Consider the following 18,670-nt stretch of genomic DNA (forward strand, 5'->3'; position numbering starts at 1 on the left):
ATTCAGCCTCCGTTGTTGGGGGGAGTGTTGGGATCGGAGGGCGGGGGCGTCTGGGTGCCCGAGCAGCCTCCCCGACCCGTGTCGAGATTGAAGGAGATGTCGCCATAGCCGGCGGCTGCATCGGTGAAGGTGAAGGTCGCCTTCGCCGTCGCCCTCGTGGTGCCGTTGGGAACGATCATCCTGTCGTCCCCGGGAGGGATCTCCTGCGGGAACAGTCCGCCGAACGCGCCGTCGCTGTAGTACTTCGGGGTCGTCGGGTCGATCACGAGTTTTCCGACCGCGCCCGGCTGCTGGTCGATCGTCGCCTTCAGCTCGCTGCCCACGACGCACTGGTTGATCCGGGCGTTGCCCACATCCACCTGCTTGGCACGCGTCGGGTCCGCGGGCTTGATGGCGGTGGGCTGACCGCACCGCGAGAGATCGGAGCCCCGCACGCAGTACTTGACCTGCATCGAGCCCTCCTGGCCCATGGCCGGCTGCTGCCACTGCGTCGACTCGCCCTGGTGGCCGAGGTACACCGTGTCGAAACCGTTCGCGTTCGGCACGTCCACGCTGCGCACGAGGTACGTGCCGTCGCCGTTGCCCCAGCCGTTGGGGATGCTGTAGGTCGGGTTCTGCGGGACCGGAGCACCCGCTTGGTCCCACGCCCACCCGTCGGCGGTGGCGCTCTTCGCGGCCCCGAAGCCGTTGCTCACGCACGCGCCGACGGTGTACTTCTGGTTCTCCTGCAGGCCGCTGATCGTGGTCGAGGTGGACGTCTGGCCGTTGACCCGGGCCTGTAGGTTCTGGCCGTTGTTGTCCACGTCGCAGGAGAAGTCGCCGAAGCCCGCACGGTAGGCGACGTAGATGATCTCGCGGCCGCGGTTGCTGCCGTTCATGTCGACGTTGGGTCCGGTCACGACGAGCGCGTTCTTCTGCTCCGCCGCGATCCCGACGCCGTCCGTGCGGGGCAGACCCGCCACCTGCACGCCCACGTTCTTCGTCTGACCCACCGATCCGCTGCCGTCCGGGGCCGAGTTCGCGCTGTTGGCCGTGACGGTGATGGTCGCCTGCCCGACCGGCAGAGTGACGGTCAGTTCGGTCGTGTCGCCGCCCGAGCGCGGCACATCCCCGTTCGCTCCCGTGACGGAGTACGTGCGCACCTCGGGATCGACGTTCTGGATGCGGATCTTCACCGCGCCCGCGTCACCTGTCGTGCGCTGCCTGTCGTAGATCGGATCGGCGGTGACGTTGCCGACGGCCGGCTGACGGTAGGCCCACGCCTGGACGGTGACCCCGGTCCGGGACTCGCCGACGGAGTTGAACGCGCGGGCCTCGTAGGTACGGCGGTCGCCGTTGCTGGCGACCTGGAAGGGCTCGCACACTCCGGCGGCGGAGCACGTGGTGACCTGCTGGCCACCTTGCAGGATGTGGAAGCCCTGCAGCGCGGGGTAGGCGTTGCCCGCGGCGCCCGGCTCGACCCGCAGAGTGATCGTGCGGTCGCCGAAGCCGGTCTGGGTGACGTTGTTCGGAGCCTTCGGGTACCCCTGGAGATCGAGCGTGACCTGGCCGTTGCGGTCGCCCGCCGACTGGCGCCCCTGCGCGTCCTCGACGGTGAAGCCGACCGTGCAGCGCGTGCCGTCGGCATCCGGCGACCAGTTCGCCTGGATCGCGGTGGAGCTGGCGACGCCGAAGGAGACGCCGGCGCAGCTGCCGCCGGAGGCGCCGCCGACGGCGACGAGCTTGAGGGGCGTGCCCGGAAGCGGGTTGATCTCGCCGCCCTGACCGATGACGTTGATCGTGCACCCGTTGCCCGCGGACTGCAAGCACGACTGGGTGAGCGTCGCGCCCTTCGGCAGCGTCGAGGGAGCCGGACCCACCTGGAGTGCGAGGGTGGCGGGACGCACGTCGCGGTGGCTCGGCAGGGTGACGGTGACCGGCTCCTGCCGGCCGGGGCGTGCCGCATCCCGCGCGGTCACGGTCACCTGCGATCCAGAGGTCTGCACCGTGAACTGATCGCCCGCGTACGAGGTGGCGTACTGCAGCGCGCCCCAGTCCTCCGTGCCCGCCCACGAGGTCATGTCGCGCAGCTCGAATGTCGCGGAGGAGCCCGGGCTGACCGTGAGCGACGCTGCGCGCAGCTCTGGCTGCGGGTCTTCGGCGATGACGTCGACGCGGATCGTCAGGTACGTGTAGGTGTCCTGACCGACCAACCGCACCGGCACCGTGCAGCTGTCGGTCCACGGCGCCCCTGCCCCCGCGGAGTAGCGGACGGTCGTCCCGGAGGTGAGCGCGCAGGTGGCCTGTGCACGGCCACCGCCCGCGGCGACGCGGGACGCGTCGATCTCGATGTCGGCGCCCGGGGGCAGCGCCACGGCGCGCGCGAGGTCCACATCCACTGTGCCGCGCTCATCGACCTGCACAGAGGCGGCCGACGCGCGCAGGGTCAGCTGCAGATCGTTCGTCCCCGGCACCTTGAGGAAGCCGTAGGAGGTCACTTCGCTGCCGTCGAAGGCGGTGCCGGTCACCTGGAACGGGATGAGCTCGGTCTTGTCGGGCAGGCGGCCCGAGATCTTGCGGCCGTCGACCGAGATCCCGTCGGGGTCGCCCCAGAGCGAGAGCTTCAGCGAGGAGACGTCGCCGGCGTTCCAGGAGACCTTGCCCGTGAGCACGTCGACGCCGTCGGGGAAGTCCTCGCGCGTCTCGACGGTCAGCGTGGTGTCGCGCACGGCGGGGTAGTCGGGCACGGGGTCGCGCACGACCTTCAGCACGATGAGGCCGATGGCGGTGTCGCCCTGCGCGTTTCGCACCGTGTACGCGAACGAGTAGGTGCCGAGCTGCGTGCCGGCCTTCAGGCGCACCTCGTTGTCCTCGACGCCCTGCATCATGGCGTCCATCGCGCGATACTCCTCGGAGCCCACATCCGCGTTGGGTCGCACATCGATGACCTCGAGCGTCGTGCCCGAGGGGTCGAGGTCGTTGTCCGCGGGACGCACGACGGCCTCGGAGTCCGCGCCCGCCTGCACCTGCACGTAGTCGCTGTAGGTCACCGGTGCGGGGCTCGACTCCGCGTCCAGGACGCCGACACGCACCTCGCCGACGCCGACGGCGCCGAGGGTGTCACGCACCTGGTACGTGAAGGAGACCTGGCCCTTGTCGCCGGGCGAGCTCGTGTAGAGGATGGCGTCGCCCTCGGCGGAGATCGTCGCCGAGCCGCGGTCGGGCTGCGCCGAGATGCGGTCCAGTGTCACGGCATCCCCGTCGGGATCGACGGCGAAGCGGTCGAACGGGATCGACACGGTGGCGCCGCTCAGCACGCGCCCGACGAGTGTGTGGGGCACCGGGGCGGAGTTCGAGTCCTCGGGCAGGACGGTGACGGTCACCTTGGCGGTGTCGGTCATGTCCGGGAAGCCCATACGGTAGATCGTGTAGCCGAGTGTGTAGGTGCCGGGCTCGCTGGGCGCGAGATAGCGCAGCAGGCGGCCGGTGGCGAAGGCGAGGCCGGTGTTCGACTCGTTCGTGATGGTCGAGGGGTCGATGGCGAACTGCGCGCCGGCCGGGGCCGTGTCGTTGTCGAGGACCGGGATGTCGATCTGCGCGCCGGCGCGCACGGTGGCCGCGTCGTCGACGGCGATCGGGGGCTCCGCCGTCGGCGCGGGCAGCAGCACGACCGTGGTCTCACCGGTCGTGGTCGTATAGCCGTTGCCCGTACCGTCGGACACCGTGTACGTGACCACGCCGAGCGTTCCCGGCTGCGCGTTGTCGGTGGAGCCCGCGACACGCAGCATGCTCTGGCCGACGAGGTCCACGCTCAGCGACGCGCTGTCGTCGGGGGTGACGACGACGTCACTGGCCAGGAGCACGAGACCTGCAGGATTCGAGACCGGCGAGATCACGTCGATGGTCGAGTCCTCGCCGGGGCGCACGAAGGCCGTGAGCGGCGGCGTGGAGATCTGCGTGGCGGCGGGATCGACGACGGTCACCCTGACGGTCCCGGTCGCCTCGGCGAGCGCGTCGGCGACGGTGTACTGCACCAGATAGGAGCCGGGGGCGGCGGCGGAGAAGACGAAGGTGCCGGCGACACTGTTGACGGTGATCTGAGCCGCGGCGTCCGTGATCGAGTTGGCGCTGCGCATCGTGATGGCACCGTTCACCCCGGTCACGTGCGGTCGCACATCGATCGTGGTGGGAGCGCCGATCGTGCCCACGGCGGCGAACGAGGCCGCCGTCAGCTGGGGGCTCGGGGTGATCGCGATCTCGAGAGGCTTCTCCGTAGACAGCCCCTGCGCGTCGGTGACCGTGACGAGGATCGTCACAGACTGGGCGTCGGCCTGGTTCGGGTTCGGGTGCTGGAAGGTGATGGTTCCCTGCGGGTCGAGGGCGACCGAGCCGATGCCGCTCTGGTTCACCGCCGAAGAGATGTAGAGCGGATCGCCGTCAGGGTCGACCCAGCCCTCGAGCACGTTCACCGAAACGGTGCCGCCGGGCACGACCTGCGGCGACGGCCAGGTCGCGAGGCAGGCTTCCACACCGCACCAGACGGGCGCGCTGTTCGCCCCGGGCGGCGACACGGTCAGTGTCACGGTCGCCGGTTGCGACGTGAGCCCGTCTGTGGTCGTGCCGTCGGTGATGCGGTACCGGAACGTCGCCGATCCGCTCGCCTCCGGGGACAGGCGCACGACGAGCTCCTGCTGCTCGTTGGAAACGGAGACCGTTCCGAACGCGGGATCCAGTCCCTCGACGGATGCGGCCACGATGCTCAGCACGTCCTCGTTCGGATCGTGGTCGTTGAGCAGGGCGGGCAGCACGGCGCTGCGCCCGGCGCGCACCCCGAACGCGTCGTCGACGGCGACGGGCGGCTTCGGATCGATCACACGCTCGGCCTGGATGTCCTCCTGCTGCTGCGTCGGAACGTCCTGGTCGGAGTCCCACTGCTGCGAGGACGGCACGAGGGCGCCGTTCGGAAGCGTCCAGACCCAGCCGGAGCGGGTCTCGTTCAAGATCATGCGCGAGCCGTTGCTGAGGAACTCCGGCGCGACCTCGTCGCCGAGCGAGCCTCCGGCGTAGTCCAGGTCGCTCTGTCCCGCATCCGAGGACCACAGCGTTCCCTGCGCCTGGCTGTTGGGCAGCCAGGCCGCGTACATCACGCCCTTCGCCTCGGCCGGGGCTGCGGGGGTGCCCTGCGCGGCGTCGACGACGCGCTCGGGACCCGAGCCGTCGATGGGAACGGAGACGAGCCCGGTCGTGTCGGCGATGTAGACCTGGTCGCGCGCCGTGCCCGACTTCTGCAGGACCCCGCCGATCGTCCCGGTCTCGAGGGGCTGATCGCGCCCGCGCATCCAGAGCAGACCCGAGTCGGGCTCGAGGAGCGCCCAGGTCGTGCCCACGGCGCTCAGCGTCGCGGATGCCGGTGCGTCGGACACCGTGTCCGAGCCCTCGATCTTGCCGGTGCGGGCGTCGGCGCGCACCACGCGCTCCTCGGCGGACGAGTAGGCGTAGACGATGCCGTCCACCCCGACCGCGATGCTGTCGGCGACGAAGACGGGTCGTTCCTCGCCCTCTGCGACCTGCGTCCCGGCGTACGGATCGACGGGTACGGTGCTGCTCGGAGAGGCGAGCGAGCCGGCGAAGACCGCCCCGTTGTCGGTGCGATAGGCGATCGTGTCGCCCGTGGAGACGACGTCGACCGTGCCCGGAGGAGTGTTCTGGAACGCGTCTTCCGCGTCGGCGTTGAGATCGGCCGGCATGGCCATGTCCACGTCCGCGAAGCGGGTGTCGCCCTCGGCATAGACCAGCAGGCGGTCAGCGTTCTGCACGAGCGCGCTGGGGTTCTCCACCTGCTTGACGGTGTCGATCTCGCCGACGGTCGTGTTCACGCGGGCATATCGCCGACCCTCGCCGGACTGCATCGCCCAGATCGTGCCGTCGTCGGGCGGCGTCTGCTGGGCGTCGAAACCGGGCCACACCACGGCGAGCGTCGTCACGATGGCGAGCACGGCCGCGACGGAGCCGCCGATGATCCAGCCGCGGCGATCGGAGAGCGGGGTGCGGGGGGCCTCGGCCATCTCAGGCTCCTCCGAGGACGAGGACGGTCACCAGGACGGCTGCCGCCGCGACGAGGGCGGCGCCTCCCACGAGCAGGGCGATCATCCCGCCGGACAACCCTCGCCCGCGCGGCGATGCGCCGGCGAGGACCGTGCCCTCGTCCGGACGGCGACCGCCGCGGTCGCGTGAGCGCACCGGCCGGAGCGACTCGTACTGGACGTTCGGGCGCACCGGGCCGCGAGCCCGATCATCGGCGAAGTTCACCGGGGTGCCGGCGGAGGCCCACTCGTCCACGGCGACCTCCATCGGCGTGTGCGGCAGGCCGAGCTCGTGCTGGATGAGCTGCAGCTCGTACGCGAACTGGGCGGCCGAGGGATGGCGGCCGGCGGGGTCGCGGTTCATCGAGCGCGACAGCACCGCCTCGAGGCTCGCGGGGACGTCGGCCCGGCCGATGGGGGTGTAGGCGGCGCGACGGATGCGGGCCTTCAGCTGATCGCGGCCGTTCTGGCCGCTGCCGGGGCGCTCGAAGGGGCTGCGTCCCGCCAGCAGCGAGTAAACGGTGGCCCCCAGTGCCCAGACCTCGGCGGGGACGGAGCCGGCGATGCGCTCGTCGATGATCTCGGGCGCGCTCCACGGCACGGACATGGCGAACACCTCGTCATCGCCGCGCCCGCCCACGGCGGTGGCGATGCCGAAGTCGGCGAGGACGGGAGCGCCGAAGGCGGTCACCAGCAGGTTGGAGGGCTTGATGTCGCGGTGGAGCAGACCCGAGCGGTGCGCCGTCTCCAGGGCGGAGCCGATCCGGATGCCCGCCTGGAGCACCTCCGCCAGCGGGATCTCCTCCCGCCGATAGCGCGAGCCGAGGGATCCGGGGCAGTACTCCATCACCAGGTAGGGCCGCCCGTCGGAGGAGATGCTCGCCTGGTAGATCGTGAGGATGGACGGATGGGCGCTCAAGCGCGCCATCACGTCGGCCTCCGCGTTGAACATACGCAGCAGACCGTCGTCGACGATGTCCTCGAGGAGGACCTTGACGGCGACCGGGCGGCGCGGCATGTCCTGCTCGAACAGGAAGACGTCGGCGAAACCGCCCGTGCCGAGAGGACGGACGTAGGTGAAGCCGGGAAGAACGGGCGGTGCCGCGGGCAGTCTCTGCGCCACCGGCGTCCCCCTTCCGCGTACGACGTGCACACCCGACGTACGCGCGGGACTCTGCCGAACCTTCCTATCACAGCGTCGCGAGAGCATCCGATTCGGAAACCTACGCTTGACACATGTCCTCCGAACTGTCCCGAGCGGCGAGCCCCTACCTCCGTCATCACGCGGAGCAGCCGGTGGCGTGGCACGCATGGGGTGAGGCCGCCTTCGCCGAGGCGCGACGGCGCGACGTGCCGGTCATGGTCTCGATCGGCTACGCCACGTGCCACTGGTGCCACGTCATGGCCGCGGAGTCCTTCTCCGACCCCCACATCGCGGCGCGCCTGAACCGGAGCATGGTCTCGGTCAAGGTGGACCGCGAGGAGCATCCCGAGGTCGACGCGGTGTTCCTCGCCGCCGCCGCGGCCTTCACCCCGCACCTCGGCTGGCCGTTGACGGTCTTCACGACCCCGGAGGGCAAGCCCTTCTTCGCCGGGACGTACTGGCCGCCGACGGCGCGGGGCCGGCTCCCCGGGTTCGCCGATGTCATCGACGCCGTCGATCAGGCGTGGCGTGAACGCCGGGAGGCCGTGACCGAGACTTCCGGTGCGCTCCAACGCGCGCTCGAAGAGGCGGCGCGCGAGAGGGGCGATGAGGCGCTCGGCCCGGCGTGGCCCAGCCGCGAGGTGCGCGCGCAGCTCGCCGCGCGCATCGCGGCGCATGAAGACCCCGATTTCGGCGGCTTCGCTCCGGCGGGAGCGGATGCGGCCACCCCCAAGTTCCCGGTGTGGCCGGTACTCCGCTTCTTGCAGACCGAGCCCGACGAGACGTCGCGATCGCTGGCCGGGCGCACGCTGGACCGCATGGCCCGCTCGCCCCTGCGCGATGCGGACGGCGGGTTCTTCCGGTATGCCACCCGACGCGACTGGAGCGTGCCCCACTACGAGCGCATGCTCACCGACAACGCCGGTCTCATCCAGGTCGCCCTCGCCGCGGGCCGCGCCGACATCGCGTCCGCGGCTGCGGGCTTCCTCGTCGACTCGCTCCAGCTCCCCTCCGGCGGATTCGCCGCCGCGCAGGACTCCGAGTCCTGGATCGACGGCGAGCGCAGCGAGGGCGGTTTCTATCAGCGCGCCCTCGACGAGCGGAGCGCCCTGGAGCCGCCGCGCATCGACGGCAAGCTCGTCAGCGGCTGGAACGGTCTGGCCGTCGCGGCGCTCGCCGCGACGGGGGCACGCCTCGGGCGCGCCGATCTCGTGGACGCAGCCGTGCGTGCCGCCCTCGCCGTCGAGGAATCCAACGTCGCCGACGACGGGACCCTGCGCCGGGCGTCGCTCGATGAGATCCTCTCGGCCGCGCCGGCGACGCTCGAGGACTACGGCGCTCTCGCCCAGGGTCTCGCGGTGCTCGCGGCGGCCACGGGATGCGCGGCCTATGCCGTCCAGGCGCGCCGTCTCGTCGACCTGTGCTGGCCGACCGAGCAGATGGCGCTCGTGCCTGGCGGGCGCGACCGGGTGCTGGCGGCTCTGGGGGCGCCCGAGGTCGACGACGCCGACACCGACCGCCCGTCCGGCGCGGCATCCCTTGCCGAAGCCTCCCTCACCCTGTGGCGTCTGGGCGCGGGGGAGCGGTATCGACGGCGAGCCCGCACGATCGTCGCGGGGCGTGCGACACGCGCCGTCGAGGACCCGTTCTCGCACGCTGCGGTGCTGCGCGTCGCGGCGCTGCTGGAGAGCGCCGGGCGCCAGATCGTGGTGGTCGCGGACAGCGACGACGATCCGCTCGCCCGTGCGGCCCACGCGACGGGCGCCGATGTCGTCGTGCGGGTGAGCGAGGCGGATGCGGTGGCCTGGTCGGAGGCCGGCTTCTCGCTGTTCACCGACCGCACGGCGACGGGCGGAAGGCCCACGGCGTACGACTGCCGGGAGTTCGTGTGCCGCCTGCCTATCCACGACGTGAGCGGGTTCTCCGAGCCGGAGGCCTGAACTCGCCCTATCATCGAGAGCATGCCCGAGCTGGAGGCGCCGCACAGCGGCTACTGGTACGCCGATGATGAGGAGTCGCGCAAGCGCCGCGCCGTCGATCTGCTGCAGGCGTTCCGGGTGTATCGCGCAGCGGAGGTCGCGATGCGCCGCCGCACGCGCGAGGCGATGTCCATGGGGGAGAACGACCTCCTCGTGCTGCGTTATCTGCTGCGCGCCCGACAGCGGGACGAGAGGGTCTCCCCGGGCGAGCTCGCACGCTACCTCGGTGTGTCCACCGCCTCGATGACGGCGATGGTCGACAGACTCGAGAAGTCCGGGCACGTCCGGCGCGAGCGACACGAGACCGACCGGCGCAGCATCTGGGTCGTTCCCACCGTCGACAGCGACGAGGAAGTGCGCCGCACTCTCGGCGACATGCACGAGCGGATGATGGATGCCGTCATCGACATGTCTCCGGATGAGATGCGCGTGGTCATGGAGTGCCTGGGGCGTCTGCAGGCCGCGGTGGACCAGGTCGACGCCCACACCGCCGTCGGCTGAGCGACGCACATGGCTCGCCGCGAGTCTTGCTCGTCTGGCTAGCTATCTGCCCTGACGGCCCGGAACCGACGTCGCGGTGGCAGCATGGGCATCATGAGCCTTTCGCCCGACGCCGTCGGTGAGCACGACGCGACCCACATGGTCGACGGTTGGCTGCTCACGTCGTACGCCGGTGTGGTCGCGCGCCTGCAGGCCCGCCATCCGCTGCTGCGCCTGGCGGAGATCGAGGCGATCGTCGCGAGGGAGTACGACGCCTTCACGGGAGGGCGGCCGATCGCGGTTCCCGTCGACGTGGAGTCCGGCGCCGAGGAGATCCTGCAGATGCACGCCGACGAACAGAGCGTCTGAGCTAGATCCAGCTCGGCAGCCAGTTGTGCAGCCGCCAGAACTCGTAGGGCACCGGCATCGCCGTCCACACCGGGTACCAGAACGCGGACAGCACGATGCAGACCACGAGGAACACGGTGACCACGCGCTGGCCGGCGATGCGCCGGTCCGCGTCCGCCGATCCCGCGATGCGTCGGGCCGCGAGAGCGATGGCGATCACGAGGAACGGCAGCATCACGACCGTGTAGAACTGGAAGATCGTGCGCTCGGGGTACAGCAGCCACGGGACGTAGGTCGCAGCGAGGGCCACGAGGACGAACGCCGACTGCGCGTCGCGGGTGCGGACGAACCGGTAGAGCAGGTAGAGCGCTGCAGCGATCCCCGCCCACCAGATCAGCGGGTTCGGGATGCTCGAGACGGCTTGGACGGTGTCGCCGCTCTGGTGCCAGTACATCGACGTCGGACGCACGAGCAGCGGCCACTGCCACGCGGGGCTCTGGTAGCCGTGGGGCGTCGTGAGCCCCACGTGGAACGCGTAGATCGACTCGTGGTAGCGCCAGAGACTCGCCAGCGCACCGCCGAGACCCTCGGATGCGGCGGCGCGTCCGTATCCGCCCGCGCTGGCCAGCCAACCGGTCCACGACGCCAGGTACACGACCGCCGAGACCGGCACGAGCAGCACGAACGCCGCCGCGCCCTGGCGCACCGCATCCACCGGCCACTGCACGATGCCGAGTCGGCGCCGGGCGAGGGCGTCGGTGACCACGACGTACAGGCCGAGGGCCGCGAGCACGTACAGCCCCGACCACTTCACGGCCGTCGCGGCGCCGAGGGCCGCTCCGGCGGCGATGAGCCACGGCCGGTTCCAGAACACCGGCCCCCATCCGGGCCCGGACGCCTCCTCGCCCTGCGCCGGGAGTGCCCGGCGCAGGCGTTCCAGGTGCGTGCGGCGATCGAGGAGGACGAACCAGCATCCGAGTGCGACGAGGAGCGCGAGGATGCCGTCCAGGAGAGCGATCCGGCTGAGCACGATGGCAAGACCGTCGATGGCCATCAGGCCGCCGGCGATGGCGGCGACGGCCGTCGAACCGGTCAGGGTGCGGGCGATGAGATAGACGACGAGCACAGTGAGGGTGCCCGCGGTCGCCACCGCCACCCGCCACCCCACCGAATCACCGGGGCCGAGCAGCCACATCCCCAGCCCGATGAGCCATTTGCCCAACGGCGGATGCACGGAGAAGCTCCCCGTGATCAGCGGGGCAGGGACGTCGCCCTGGGCGAACAGGGCGTCGGCTCCCTCGGGCCAGTTGGCCGTGTAGCCCAACAGCCACTGCGACCACGCGTCCTTCACGTAGTACGTCTCGTCGAAGACCAACGACGACGGCGTACCGAGGTTCGCGAAGCGCAGGATTCCGGCGAACAGCGTCAGCAGGACGGGTGTCCACACCTGTACGCGCCGGTCGAGGACGCGGGAGCCGCGGACGCGGTCGGAGAACGCGTCGAACGCCGAGCGGCGCGGCGGGGGCGCAATCGGCGGGGCGCTCAAGGTCACGCCCTCCACCTTATGCTGGGGCCGTGATCATCCTTGCGGCGACTCCGATCGGAAACCTCGGGGACGCCACCCGCCGGCTCGTCGAGGCGCTGGAAGCGGCGACCGTGATCGCCGCGGAGGACACCCGCACGACGCAGCGGCTGCTTGCGGGGCTCGGTGTCGCGAACCGCCCGCAGCTGATCGCGCTGCACGACCACAACGAGAAGCAGCGCGCCGCGGAGCTGGCGCGCCGCGCGGCGACCGAGGACGTGCTCGTGCTCAGCGACGCCGGTATGCCCACCGTCAGTGACCCGGGCTACGGGCTCGTGGCGGAGGCCGTGGCGCAAGGAGTCGAGGTGATCGCGCTGCCCGGGCCTTCCGCCGTGCTGACGGCCCTCGCGGTCTCGGGTCTTCCCACCGACCGGTTCGCCTTCGAGGGCTTCGTGCCGCGCAAGCAGGGGGAGCGCAGGGCGATGTTCGCCCGGCTGGCGGCCGAGGAGCGCACACTGGTGTTCTTCGAAGCGCCGACCCGCCTCGCGGACACCCTCGCGGATCTCGCGGACGCGTTCGGTGCGGACCGCCCCGCATCCGTCTCGCGAGAGCTGACCAAGCTCTACGAGCAGACCGTGCGCGGCCCGCTGTCCGAGCTCCTGACCTGGGCCGCCGACGGCGTGCGCGGCGAGCTCGTCATCGTCGTGGGCGGGGCCGAGCGCGCCCGCGTCGCCTTCCCCGACGCCGTCACGCAGGTGCTGGAGATCGTCCGCACCGGAGTCCGTCTCAAGGATGCGGCCGGTGAGGTCGCCGAGGCGACGGGTCACTCCTCGCGCGAGCTCTACCAGGCGGCGCTCGCCGTTCGCGGCTGACGCGCCCGCCCGGCCGGACGCCGACTCCGCACCGCGGGTGGGAGCCGGCGCCTCGGCTCACCGTCGCCGCAGGCGCCGATGCCGGGTGAGCAGCGCGAGGCCGACCGCGAACACGAGCGTCGCCGCGACGAAGAGCGCGACCGGCGCCTCCCGGCCGGTGCGGGCGAGTGCGGCGGGAGCGGAGGTCGTGTCGCTCTGCGGGTCGGCGGTCGTCGGGTCGGCGGCGCCGGGTGAGGGGTTCGTCCCCGGTGTCTCGAGCAGCGTCAAGGCGTCGAGCGCCGCGGAAAGCAGCGCAGTCGCCGCATCGACGCGCTCCTGGGAGGGGGACTGCGCGCCGCCGAGGAATCGCGCGATCTCCATGGCGTCGTCGACCGCGGCGAGGGTCGCGGGCGTGTAGAGGGAGCGTTCCAGCGCTTCGGCGCGGGCGATCAACGTCGTGAGCGGCGTGAGATCTGCCGCCGTCTCGAGCACGCGTTCCAGCTGCAGGTCGTCGATGGTTCCCCAGGACCCCGGGGCGAGGTCTCCGGCGACCCGCACGGTGATCGTCGCGCCGTCGGGGACCGTGACGGTGTCCGTCGTGGGGGTCGACCAGTTGCGCCACCCGCCGAGGACGAACGGTGCCGATGTGTCCTGAGCCCCGGACGAGACCGTGAGGCGCACCGTGTCGCTGAGTTGGCCGCCGCCCTGGAGGGCGCCGGTGGCGCGATAGGTCCCGGCGGGAACGGGCCCCACGGACTGCTCGAGGGTGAAGGTGAACCGATCCGGCGAGTAGAAGTGCGCGGAGCGCGATCCGGTCCGTGGGTCATCCCACGCGCCCACCGTCAGGCCGGTCCCTGATGTGCGCCACATGGAGGTGTCGTCATCCTCGAAACCGGGGTTCATGAGCAGGTTCGCCGAGGTCACCGTGACGGTCGCCTGGGTCGACAAGCCGGCCGAGGTCGTGCCGTGGAACACATAGGTGCCCGGGCCCGAAACCCACTCGGGGCCGGGCGTCCACGTGACCGACTGTTCCTCGGTGGTCAGGTCGTTGTACGAGACCGCGACGGTGCTGGGCAACGCGATCGTCGCGCCATCGGGCACCGTCAGCTCGACGGACGCGATGCCGGTGACCCCGCGAGGGGCGACGGCGCCGGTGCGGGCGTACGAGAACACGTTCAGCGACTCCAGCGGGGTCCCGTCGTGGGCGAACAACGCCTGGTTGTCCCAGGCGGAGCCGCCGAAGTGGACCCCGGCATCGTTCGGGTCGTACTCGCCGGCGAAGCTCGCCGCCCAGCCGGAGCCGTCCCGTTCCCAGAGAGCGGCGTTCTGCGCTGCCGCCTCCGGCGGACCCACCGGCAGCCATGCGGGCTCCCAGTAGTACACGCCGAGGCCCGCCGCCCCGACATCCGAGACGGCCTGGATGACGTCGCGCACCGCGAGCGCCTGCCCCTGCACGCTCACCGGGTAGTTCGTCGCCTCGCCGGGAAGATCGATCACATTCGTGTGCCCGTCGCCGTCCTCCAGCGTGTACGCCCAGCTGGTCTCCGCCACGATCACGTCTTTGCCGTAAGTGTCGGCGACCTGTGTCAGCACACTCGTCAGGTTCTGCAGCGTGCCGTGCCAGAACGGGTAGTAGGACGACGCGAAGACGTCGTAGTCGACGTCGCGGTCGTCGAGCTGTTTCGCGATGTTCGCGTAGCTGCCTGGCCGCTCCGGATTGGTGAAGTGCAGCGCGACGAGGGCGTCCGGAAGGACCTCGCGCACGGCCGCGGACCCGGCGGAGAAGATCTGCGCCATGTCGTCCCATCCGCTGACGCCCGCGACACCGCTCGTGGTCTCATTGCCGATCTGCACCATCCGCACGTCCACTCCGGCCGCTTCGAAAGCCGTGAGCGCCTCAGCGGTGAATGCATGGGTCGCCGCCGCCTTGTCGGCGACACTCAACGCCGCCCACGCCTTCGGGGCCTTCTGCTTCGCGGGGTCCGCCCAGAAGTCGGAGTAGTGGAAGTCCACGAGCACCCGCAGTCCCGCATCCGTCGCGCGTTCACCGATCTCGATGGCCCGCGCGACGTCGACAGTGCCGCCGCCGTAGCCGTTGCCGGCGGCGTCGAACGGGTCGTTCCACACCCGCACGCGCACGTCGGTGACGCCGGCGTCGGCGAGCACGCCGAACAGGTCGGCGGGCTGACCCGCCGTGTCGCGGAAGACGACGCCCGAGTCCTCCAGGGCGATGACGGAGGACACGTCGACGCCGTTGATGAAGTCGGGTGAGAGGTCGTCGACTCTGGGCACCGTGATGCCGGCCGCGACCGGCTCGTCCGCCGCGACGGCGGGGGTCGCGACGAAGACGCCCGCCACGGCGACGCCGACTGCGGTCGCGGCGGCGGCGGATCGGAGGAGGGAACGACGGATGCGACGCTGCATGGGTTTCCTTTCTTTCGGGCGGCTCAGCCCTTGACGGAGCCCTGGGTGAGTCCGCCCACGATGAATCTCTGCAGGGAGAGGAACAGGGCGAGCACGGGGATGGCGGCGATGACGGCGCCGGCGGCGAACAGGCCCCATCGGGAGGCCAGCTGGTTCGAGACCCACTGGTACATGCCCACGGCGAGCGTCCAGTTGTCTTCGCTGGTGAGCACGATCTTCGCGAGGATGTAGTCGCCGAAAGCGGTGATGAAGGCGAGGAGCGCGACGACCGCCAGGATCGGGGTGACGAGCGGGATGATGAGGCGCCAGAAGATCTGGGCGTGTGTCGCGCCGTCGATCTTCGCCGATTCGTCGATCTCGATCGGGATCGTGTTGAAGAAGCCGTACATGAGGAACGTGTTCGCCCCCAGCGCGCCGCCGAGGTAGACGCAGATCAATGCGAGCTTCGAGTTCAGCCCGAGCGCCGGCACGATCTCGCCGATCGCGAGGAGCATCAGGAAGATCGCGACGAACGCGAGGGCCTGCGGGAACATCTGCACGATCAGCAGCGACGTGAGACTCACACGCCGGCCGCGGAAACGGAACCGCGAGAACGCATAGGCGGCCGACGCCCCCATGATCACGGCGCCCACGGCCGACACGCCGCCCACGAGCAGCGTGTTGCCGACCCAGGTCCAGTAGCTGGTCGTGCCCAGAGCCGCGAAGTTCGACAGGTCGAAGGCGCTGAACAGGTTGTTGGAGCCGGAGAGCGTTCCGCGCGGGTTCAGTGCCGCAGACAGCACATACACCAGCGGGAAGACGGCGTAGAAGACGACGATCGCGGCGAAGAAGTACTTCCAGCCGACCTCGAGCCACCAGCGGCGGCGACGGATGCGGGTGCGTGCCGTGGACATCACTGGAACTCCTCGAGCTTGCGGGTCTGGCGGAAGGCGATGGCGGAGATGATGCCCACGACGATGAAGACGATGATCGAGAGGGCGCTGGCCAGGCCGTAGTCGGCGGCGCCGCCGGCGACACCGGAGACGCGGTAGATCGCCGAGATCAGGATGTCGGTCGATCCGAGCGTGTACGGCGCGCCGGGTATCGCGGGTCCGCCCGCGTTGAACATGTAGATGACGGTGAAGTTGTTGAAGCTGAACGCGAAGGAGGAGATCGCGAGCGGCGCGGTCGACACGAGCAGCAGCGGCAGCACGATCGAGCGGAACTGGCGCCACCGGCCGGCGCCGTCGATCGAGGCGGCCTCGAGGGTGTCGGAGGGGAGCGCCTGGAGCGCGCCGGTGCACACGAGGAACCAGTACGGGAAGCTGAGCCACACGTTCACCCACAGCACCGCCGCTTTCGCCAGCCAGGGGTCTCCCAGCCAGTTGATCTGGCTTCCGAAGAAGAACAGGTCGTTGATGACGCCGAACTCGGCGTTGAACATGCCGCGGAACAGCAACGCGGACATGAAGGCGGGGAAGGCGTAGGGGAGGATGATGAGCGTGCGCAGGTACTTGCGGGCGCGCACGCGCGGGTCGTTGAAGACGAGCGCGAAGACGAGTCCGAGGCCGAAGCTGATGACGACCGAGCCGGCCGCGAAGGCGAACGTCCAGCCGGTCACCGACAGCAGCGGGCCGGCGAGCGAGGGATCGGTGAACACCCGCAGGAAGTTGTCGAAGCCCACGTTGACGTACCAGCCCGCGGGGAGCCGTGTGCCGTCGTCGGCGATGAAGCTCCCGACCGTGTCGTCGGCGGTGTAGACCGTGCCGTTCACGGTGTCGGTGATGGTGCCCGCATCCGCGTCCCACACCATCGTCGGTGTGTAGAGCACTCCGGTGGAACCGTCGCGGGTGCGGATCGAGCCGTCGTTGGGGTCGTCGGAGAACGGGACCCGCAGCGCCTCGATCGCGCTCTGAAGCTCCTGATCGGTGATGACCTGGGTGCGGGGGATCACCGTCCACCCGTCCACGGATGCGGGCGCCTGGCCCGCGGGGGCGGTTCCGGCATCCGTCAGCGGCGACTCGGCGCTGCCGACCCGGACGTCGCCGCCGTCGTTGATCGCCAGGCCGTACTCGCCGAAGCGTTCGACGACCGACAGCGGATAGGTCTCCGAGCCCTCGATGCGCCGCTCGCCCTGGATGAGCGCCGCGTCCACGGCTTGCTCCTGCGACCCTGCGTGACCGGTGCCGTAGTTGGTGAAGGCGATGTAGGCCGTGTAGCCGAAGACGAACACCTGGAAGACGAGCAGGAAGACGAGTCCCGGCATGAGGTACTTCAGCGGCAGGGCGCGCTTGGTGAAGTACACGATGTCGGCGGCGATCACGAGCGCCGCCGTGACGCCGAGCAGGATCCACGACTGGGCCGAGAAGGCCGAGAGGATCGCCATGATCCCGAGGGCGTTGATCAGGCCCATCACGATGAGCTTGACGATGAACCCCCACCCGATGCCGCGCCACGAGCGGGCGTGGGACTCCCTCGGGGGCCTCGAGGGCGGGGTGAGAACCTGCGACTGCGCCATGTGTGTCGTCTCCTGTCGACGGCCACGAGCGGGGCGGGCCACAGGGCCCGCCCCGTCGCGGTCAACCCGCGAGGGTGCCCTGAAGGTCGGTGATCATCTTGTTCCAGGTGCCGGACGGGTCGGCGCCGCTGATGATCTGCGACTCGGCCGCGTTCCAGAAGTCCCAGACGGAGCCCATCTCGGGGATCGAGGGCATCGGCACGCCGTTCTGCGACGAGGCGAGGAAGCCCGCGATGATCGGGTCGCTCGCGACCTCCTCGGCGAGGCTGCTCCACGCCGGGATGCGGGGGTCGGCCTCGTAGAGCGCGCGCTGCGCGTCCTCCGTTCCGAGGTAGTTGACCAGGAACTCCTGGGCGAGCAGCGCGTTCTTGCTCTGCGAGCTCAGGTAGAAGCCCTGCACGCCCACGAAGGGCGCTGCCGGCTGGCCGCCCGCGGAGGGGATGGGGTTCACCGCGACGTTGACGTCGGGGAAGGAGCTGATCGCCCAGGGGCCCTGCACCGTGTACGGCGCCTTGCCGGAGGCGAACAGCTCGTTGTTGATGTCGTAGTCGATCGTGGTCGACAGGTAGCCGGTGCCGGCGGAGCCGTTGGCGTGCAGCCACTGGGCGAACGCTTCGCCGGCCGCACCGCCCATGCCGACCTCGTTCGTGTATGAGCCGCTCGAGTCCTGCACGAAGACAGGCGCGCCGAAGGAGGTCTGGAACCCGTACATCGTGTAGCCGTCACCGGTCTCACCGGCCGTGTTGATGACGAACGGACGCTCGGTGCCCGCGGCCAGGCCCTTCTGGATCATCTCGTCCCACGAGGCGGGGGCATCGGCGCCGACGAGGTCGACGTTCTGCACCAGCGCGACCGTTTCGAGCGAGTAGGGCAGCGCGTAGAGCTGACCGTCGTAGGTCATCGCCTCGATCGCGACCGGCTCGAACTCCGACGCCTTCTCGCCGAGGTCGATCGTGTCGACGACGCCCGCCGCGACCAGTGCGCCGAGCCAGTCGTGGGAGCCGACGGTGATGTCGGGGCCCTCGCCGGTGGGCACCTGCGAGATGAAGTCGTTGCGGAGGTCCTCGAAGTTCTTCTGCACGAGGGTGACCTTCGCGCCGGTCTCGTCCTCGAATGCCTTCGCTGCCGCCGTGATGGCGGCCTCGCGCTCCTGGTCGGTCCAGATGACGAGCTCCGCCGATGAGTCGGCGGTCTGCTCGGCGGCTCCGCCGCCGGAGCAGCCGGCCAGCAGCAGCGCGGATGCGGCGGCAGCGACGCCGATTCCGATGATCTTGCGCATGTGACGTGTTCCTTTCAGAACGGTGGTCGAGGATGCGCGCCTTCGTCGACGTCGCATCGTCACGACCGGATGGGGAAGCGTCCG

Annotated in this window: 11 protein-coding genes; 4 read left to right on the forward strand and 7 right to left on the reverse strand. The window is 70.4% G+C overall.

Going from position 1 to position 18,670, the window contains the following annotated elements; all coding sequences use genetic code 11:
- Positions 1 to 2: 2 nt before the first annotated feature.
- Both LXM64_RS05565 and LXM64_RS05570 read right to left on the reverse strand, forming a co-directional pair.
- Entirely contained in the window at positions 3 to 6,044 is a 6,042-nt protein-coding gene (locus LXM64_RS05565; protein WP_234074967.1) for an Ig-like domain-containing protein, read from the reverse strand.
- 1 nt (position 6,045) lies between these two features.
- Positions 6,046 to 7,185: a serine/threonine-protein kinase gene (locus LXM64_RS05570; protein ID WP_234074968.1), complete on the reverse strand. Its 1,140-nt coding sequence runs from the start codon at positions 7,183 to 7,185 to the stop codon at positions 6,046 to 6,048.
- A gap of 113 nt (positions 7,186 to 7,298) precedes the next feature.
- On the opposite strand from LXM64_RS05570, the gene LXM64_RS05575 reads away from it, so the two are divergent.
- The 3 genes from LXM64_RS05575 to LXM64_RS05585 all read left to right on the forward strand — a co-directional run bounded on the left by LXM64_RS05575 (position 7,299) and on the right by LXM64_RS05585 (position 10,034).
- On the forward strand, positions 7,299 to 9,146 hold the full coding sequence (locus tag LXM64_RS05575) for a thioredoxin domain-containing protein (protein WP_234074969.1): 1,848 nt from the start codon (positions 7,299 to 7,301) through the stop codon (positions 9,144 to 9,146).
- Positions 9,147 to 9,167: 21 nt separating this feature from the next.
- Entirely contained in the window at positions 9,168 to 9,686 is a 519-nt protein-coding gene (locus LXM64_RS05580; RefSeq protein ID WP_234074970.1) for a MarR family winged helix-turn-helix transcriptional regulator, read from the forward strand.
- Positions 9,687 to 9,779: 93 nt separating this feature from the next.
- Positions 9,780 to 10,034: a three-helix bundle dimerization domain-containing protein gene (locus LXM64_RS05585; RefSeq protein ID WP_234074971.1), complete on the forward strand. Its 255-nt coding sequence runs from the start codon at positions 9,780 to 9,782 to the stop codon at positions 10,032 to 10,034.
- 1 nt (position 10,035) lies between these two features.
- Here the strand turns inward: LXM64_RS05585 and LXM64_RS05590 are convergent, their stop codons facing one another.
- Positions 10,036 to 11,565, reverse strand: a complete 1,530-nt coding sequence (locus LXM64_RS05590; protein WP_234074972.1) for a dolichyl-phosphate-mannose--protein mannosyltransferase — start codon at positions 11,563 to 11,565, stop codon at positions 10,036 to 10,038.
- A gap of 23 nt (positions 11,566 to 11,588) precedes the next feature.
- On the opposite strand from LXM64_RS05590, the gene rsmI reads away from it, so the two are divergent.
- Complete coding sequence (gene rsmI / locus LXM64_RS05595) at positions 11,589 to 12,407, forward strand: 16S rRNA (cytidine(1402)-2'-O)-methyltransferase (protein ID WP_234074973.1); 819 nt, start codon at positions 11,589 to 11,591, stop codon at positions 12,405 to 12,407.
- Positions 12,408 to 12,464: 57 nt separating this feature from the next.
- Here rsmI and LXM64_RS16100 read toward each other — a convergent pair whose 3' ends face one another.
- The 4 genes from LXM64_RS16100 to LXM64_RS05620 all read right to left on the reverse strand — a co-directional run bounded on the left by LXM64_RS16100 (position 12,465) and on the right by LXM64_RS05620 (position 18,586).
- Entirely contained in the window at positions 12,465 to 14,810 is a 2,346-nt protein-coding gene (locus tag LXM64_RS16100; protein WP_326490542.1) for a glycosyl hydrolase 53 family protein, read from the reverse strand.
- Positions 14,811 to 14,833: 23 nt separating this feature from the next.
- Complete coding sequence (locus LXM64_RS05610; protein WP_234074974.1) at positions 14,834 to 15,703, reverse strand: sugar ABC transporter permease; 870 nt, start codon at positions 15,701 to 15,703, stop codon at positions 14,834 to 14,836.
- Entirely contained in the window at positions 15,703 to 17,307 is a 1,605-nt protein-coding gene (locus LXM64_RS05615) for an ABC transporter permease subunit (protein ID WP_234074975.1), read from the reverse strand. Before LXM64_RS05615 ends, LXM64_RS05610 begins: the two co-directional genes overlap by 1 nt.
- A 61-nt stretch (positions 17,308 to 17,368) precedes the next feature.
- Positions 17,369 to 18,586 (reverse strand): sugar ABC transporter substrate-binding protein, encoded by a 1,218-nt coding sequence (locus LXM64_RS05620; protein WP_137417547.1) that lies wholly within the window; start codon positions 18,584 to 18,586, stop codon positions 17,369 to 17,371.
- Positions 18,587 to 18,670: the final 84 nt, after the last annotated feature.

The organism is Microbacterium binotii, assembly GCF_021398715.1.
Lineage (GTDB): Bacteria > Actinomycetota > Actinomycetes > Actinomycetales > Microbacteriaceae > Microbacterium > Microbacterium binotii_A.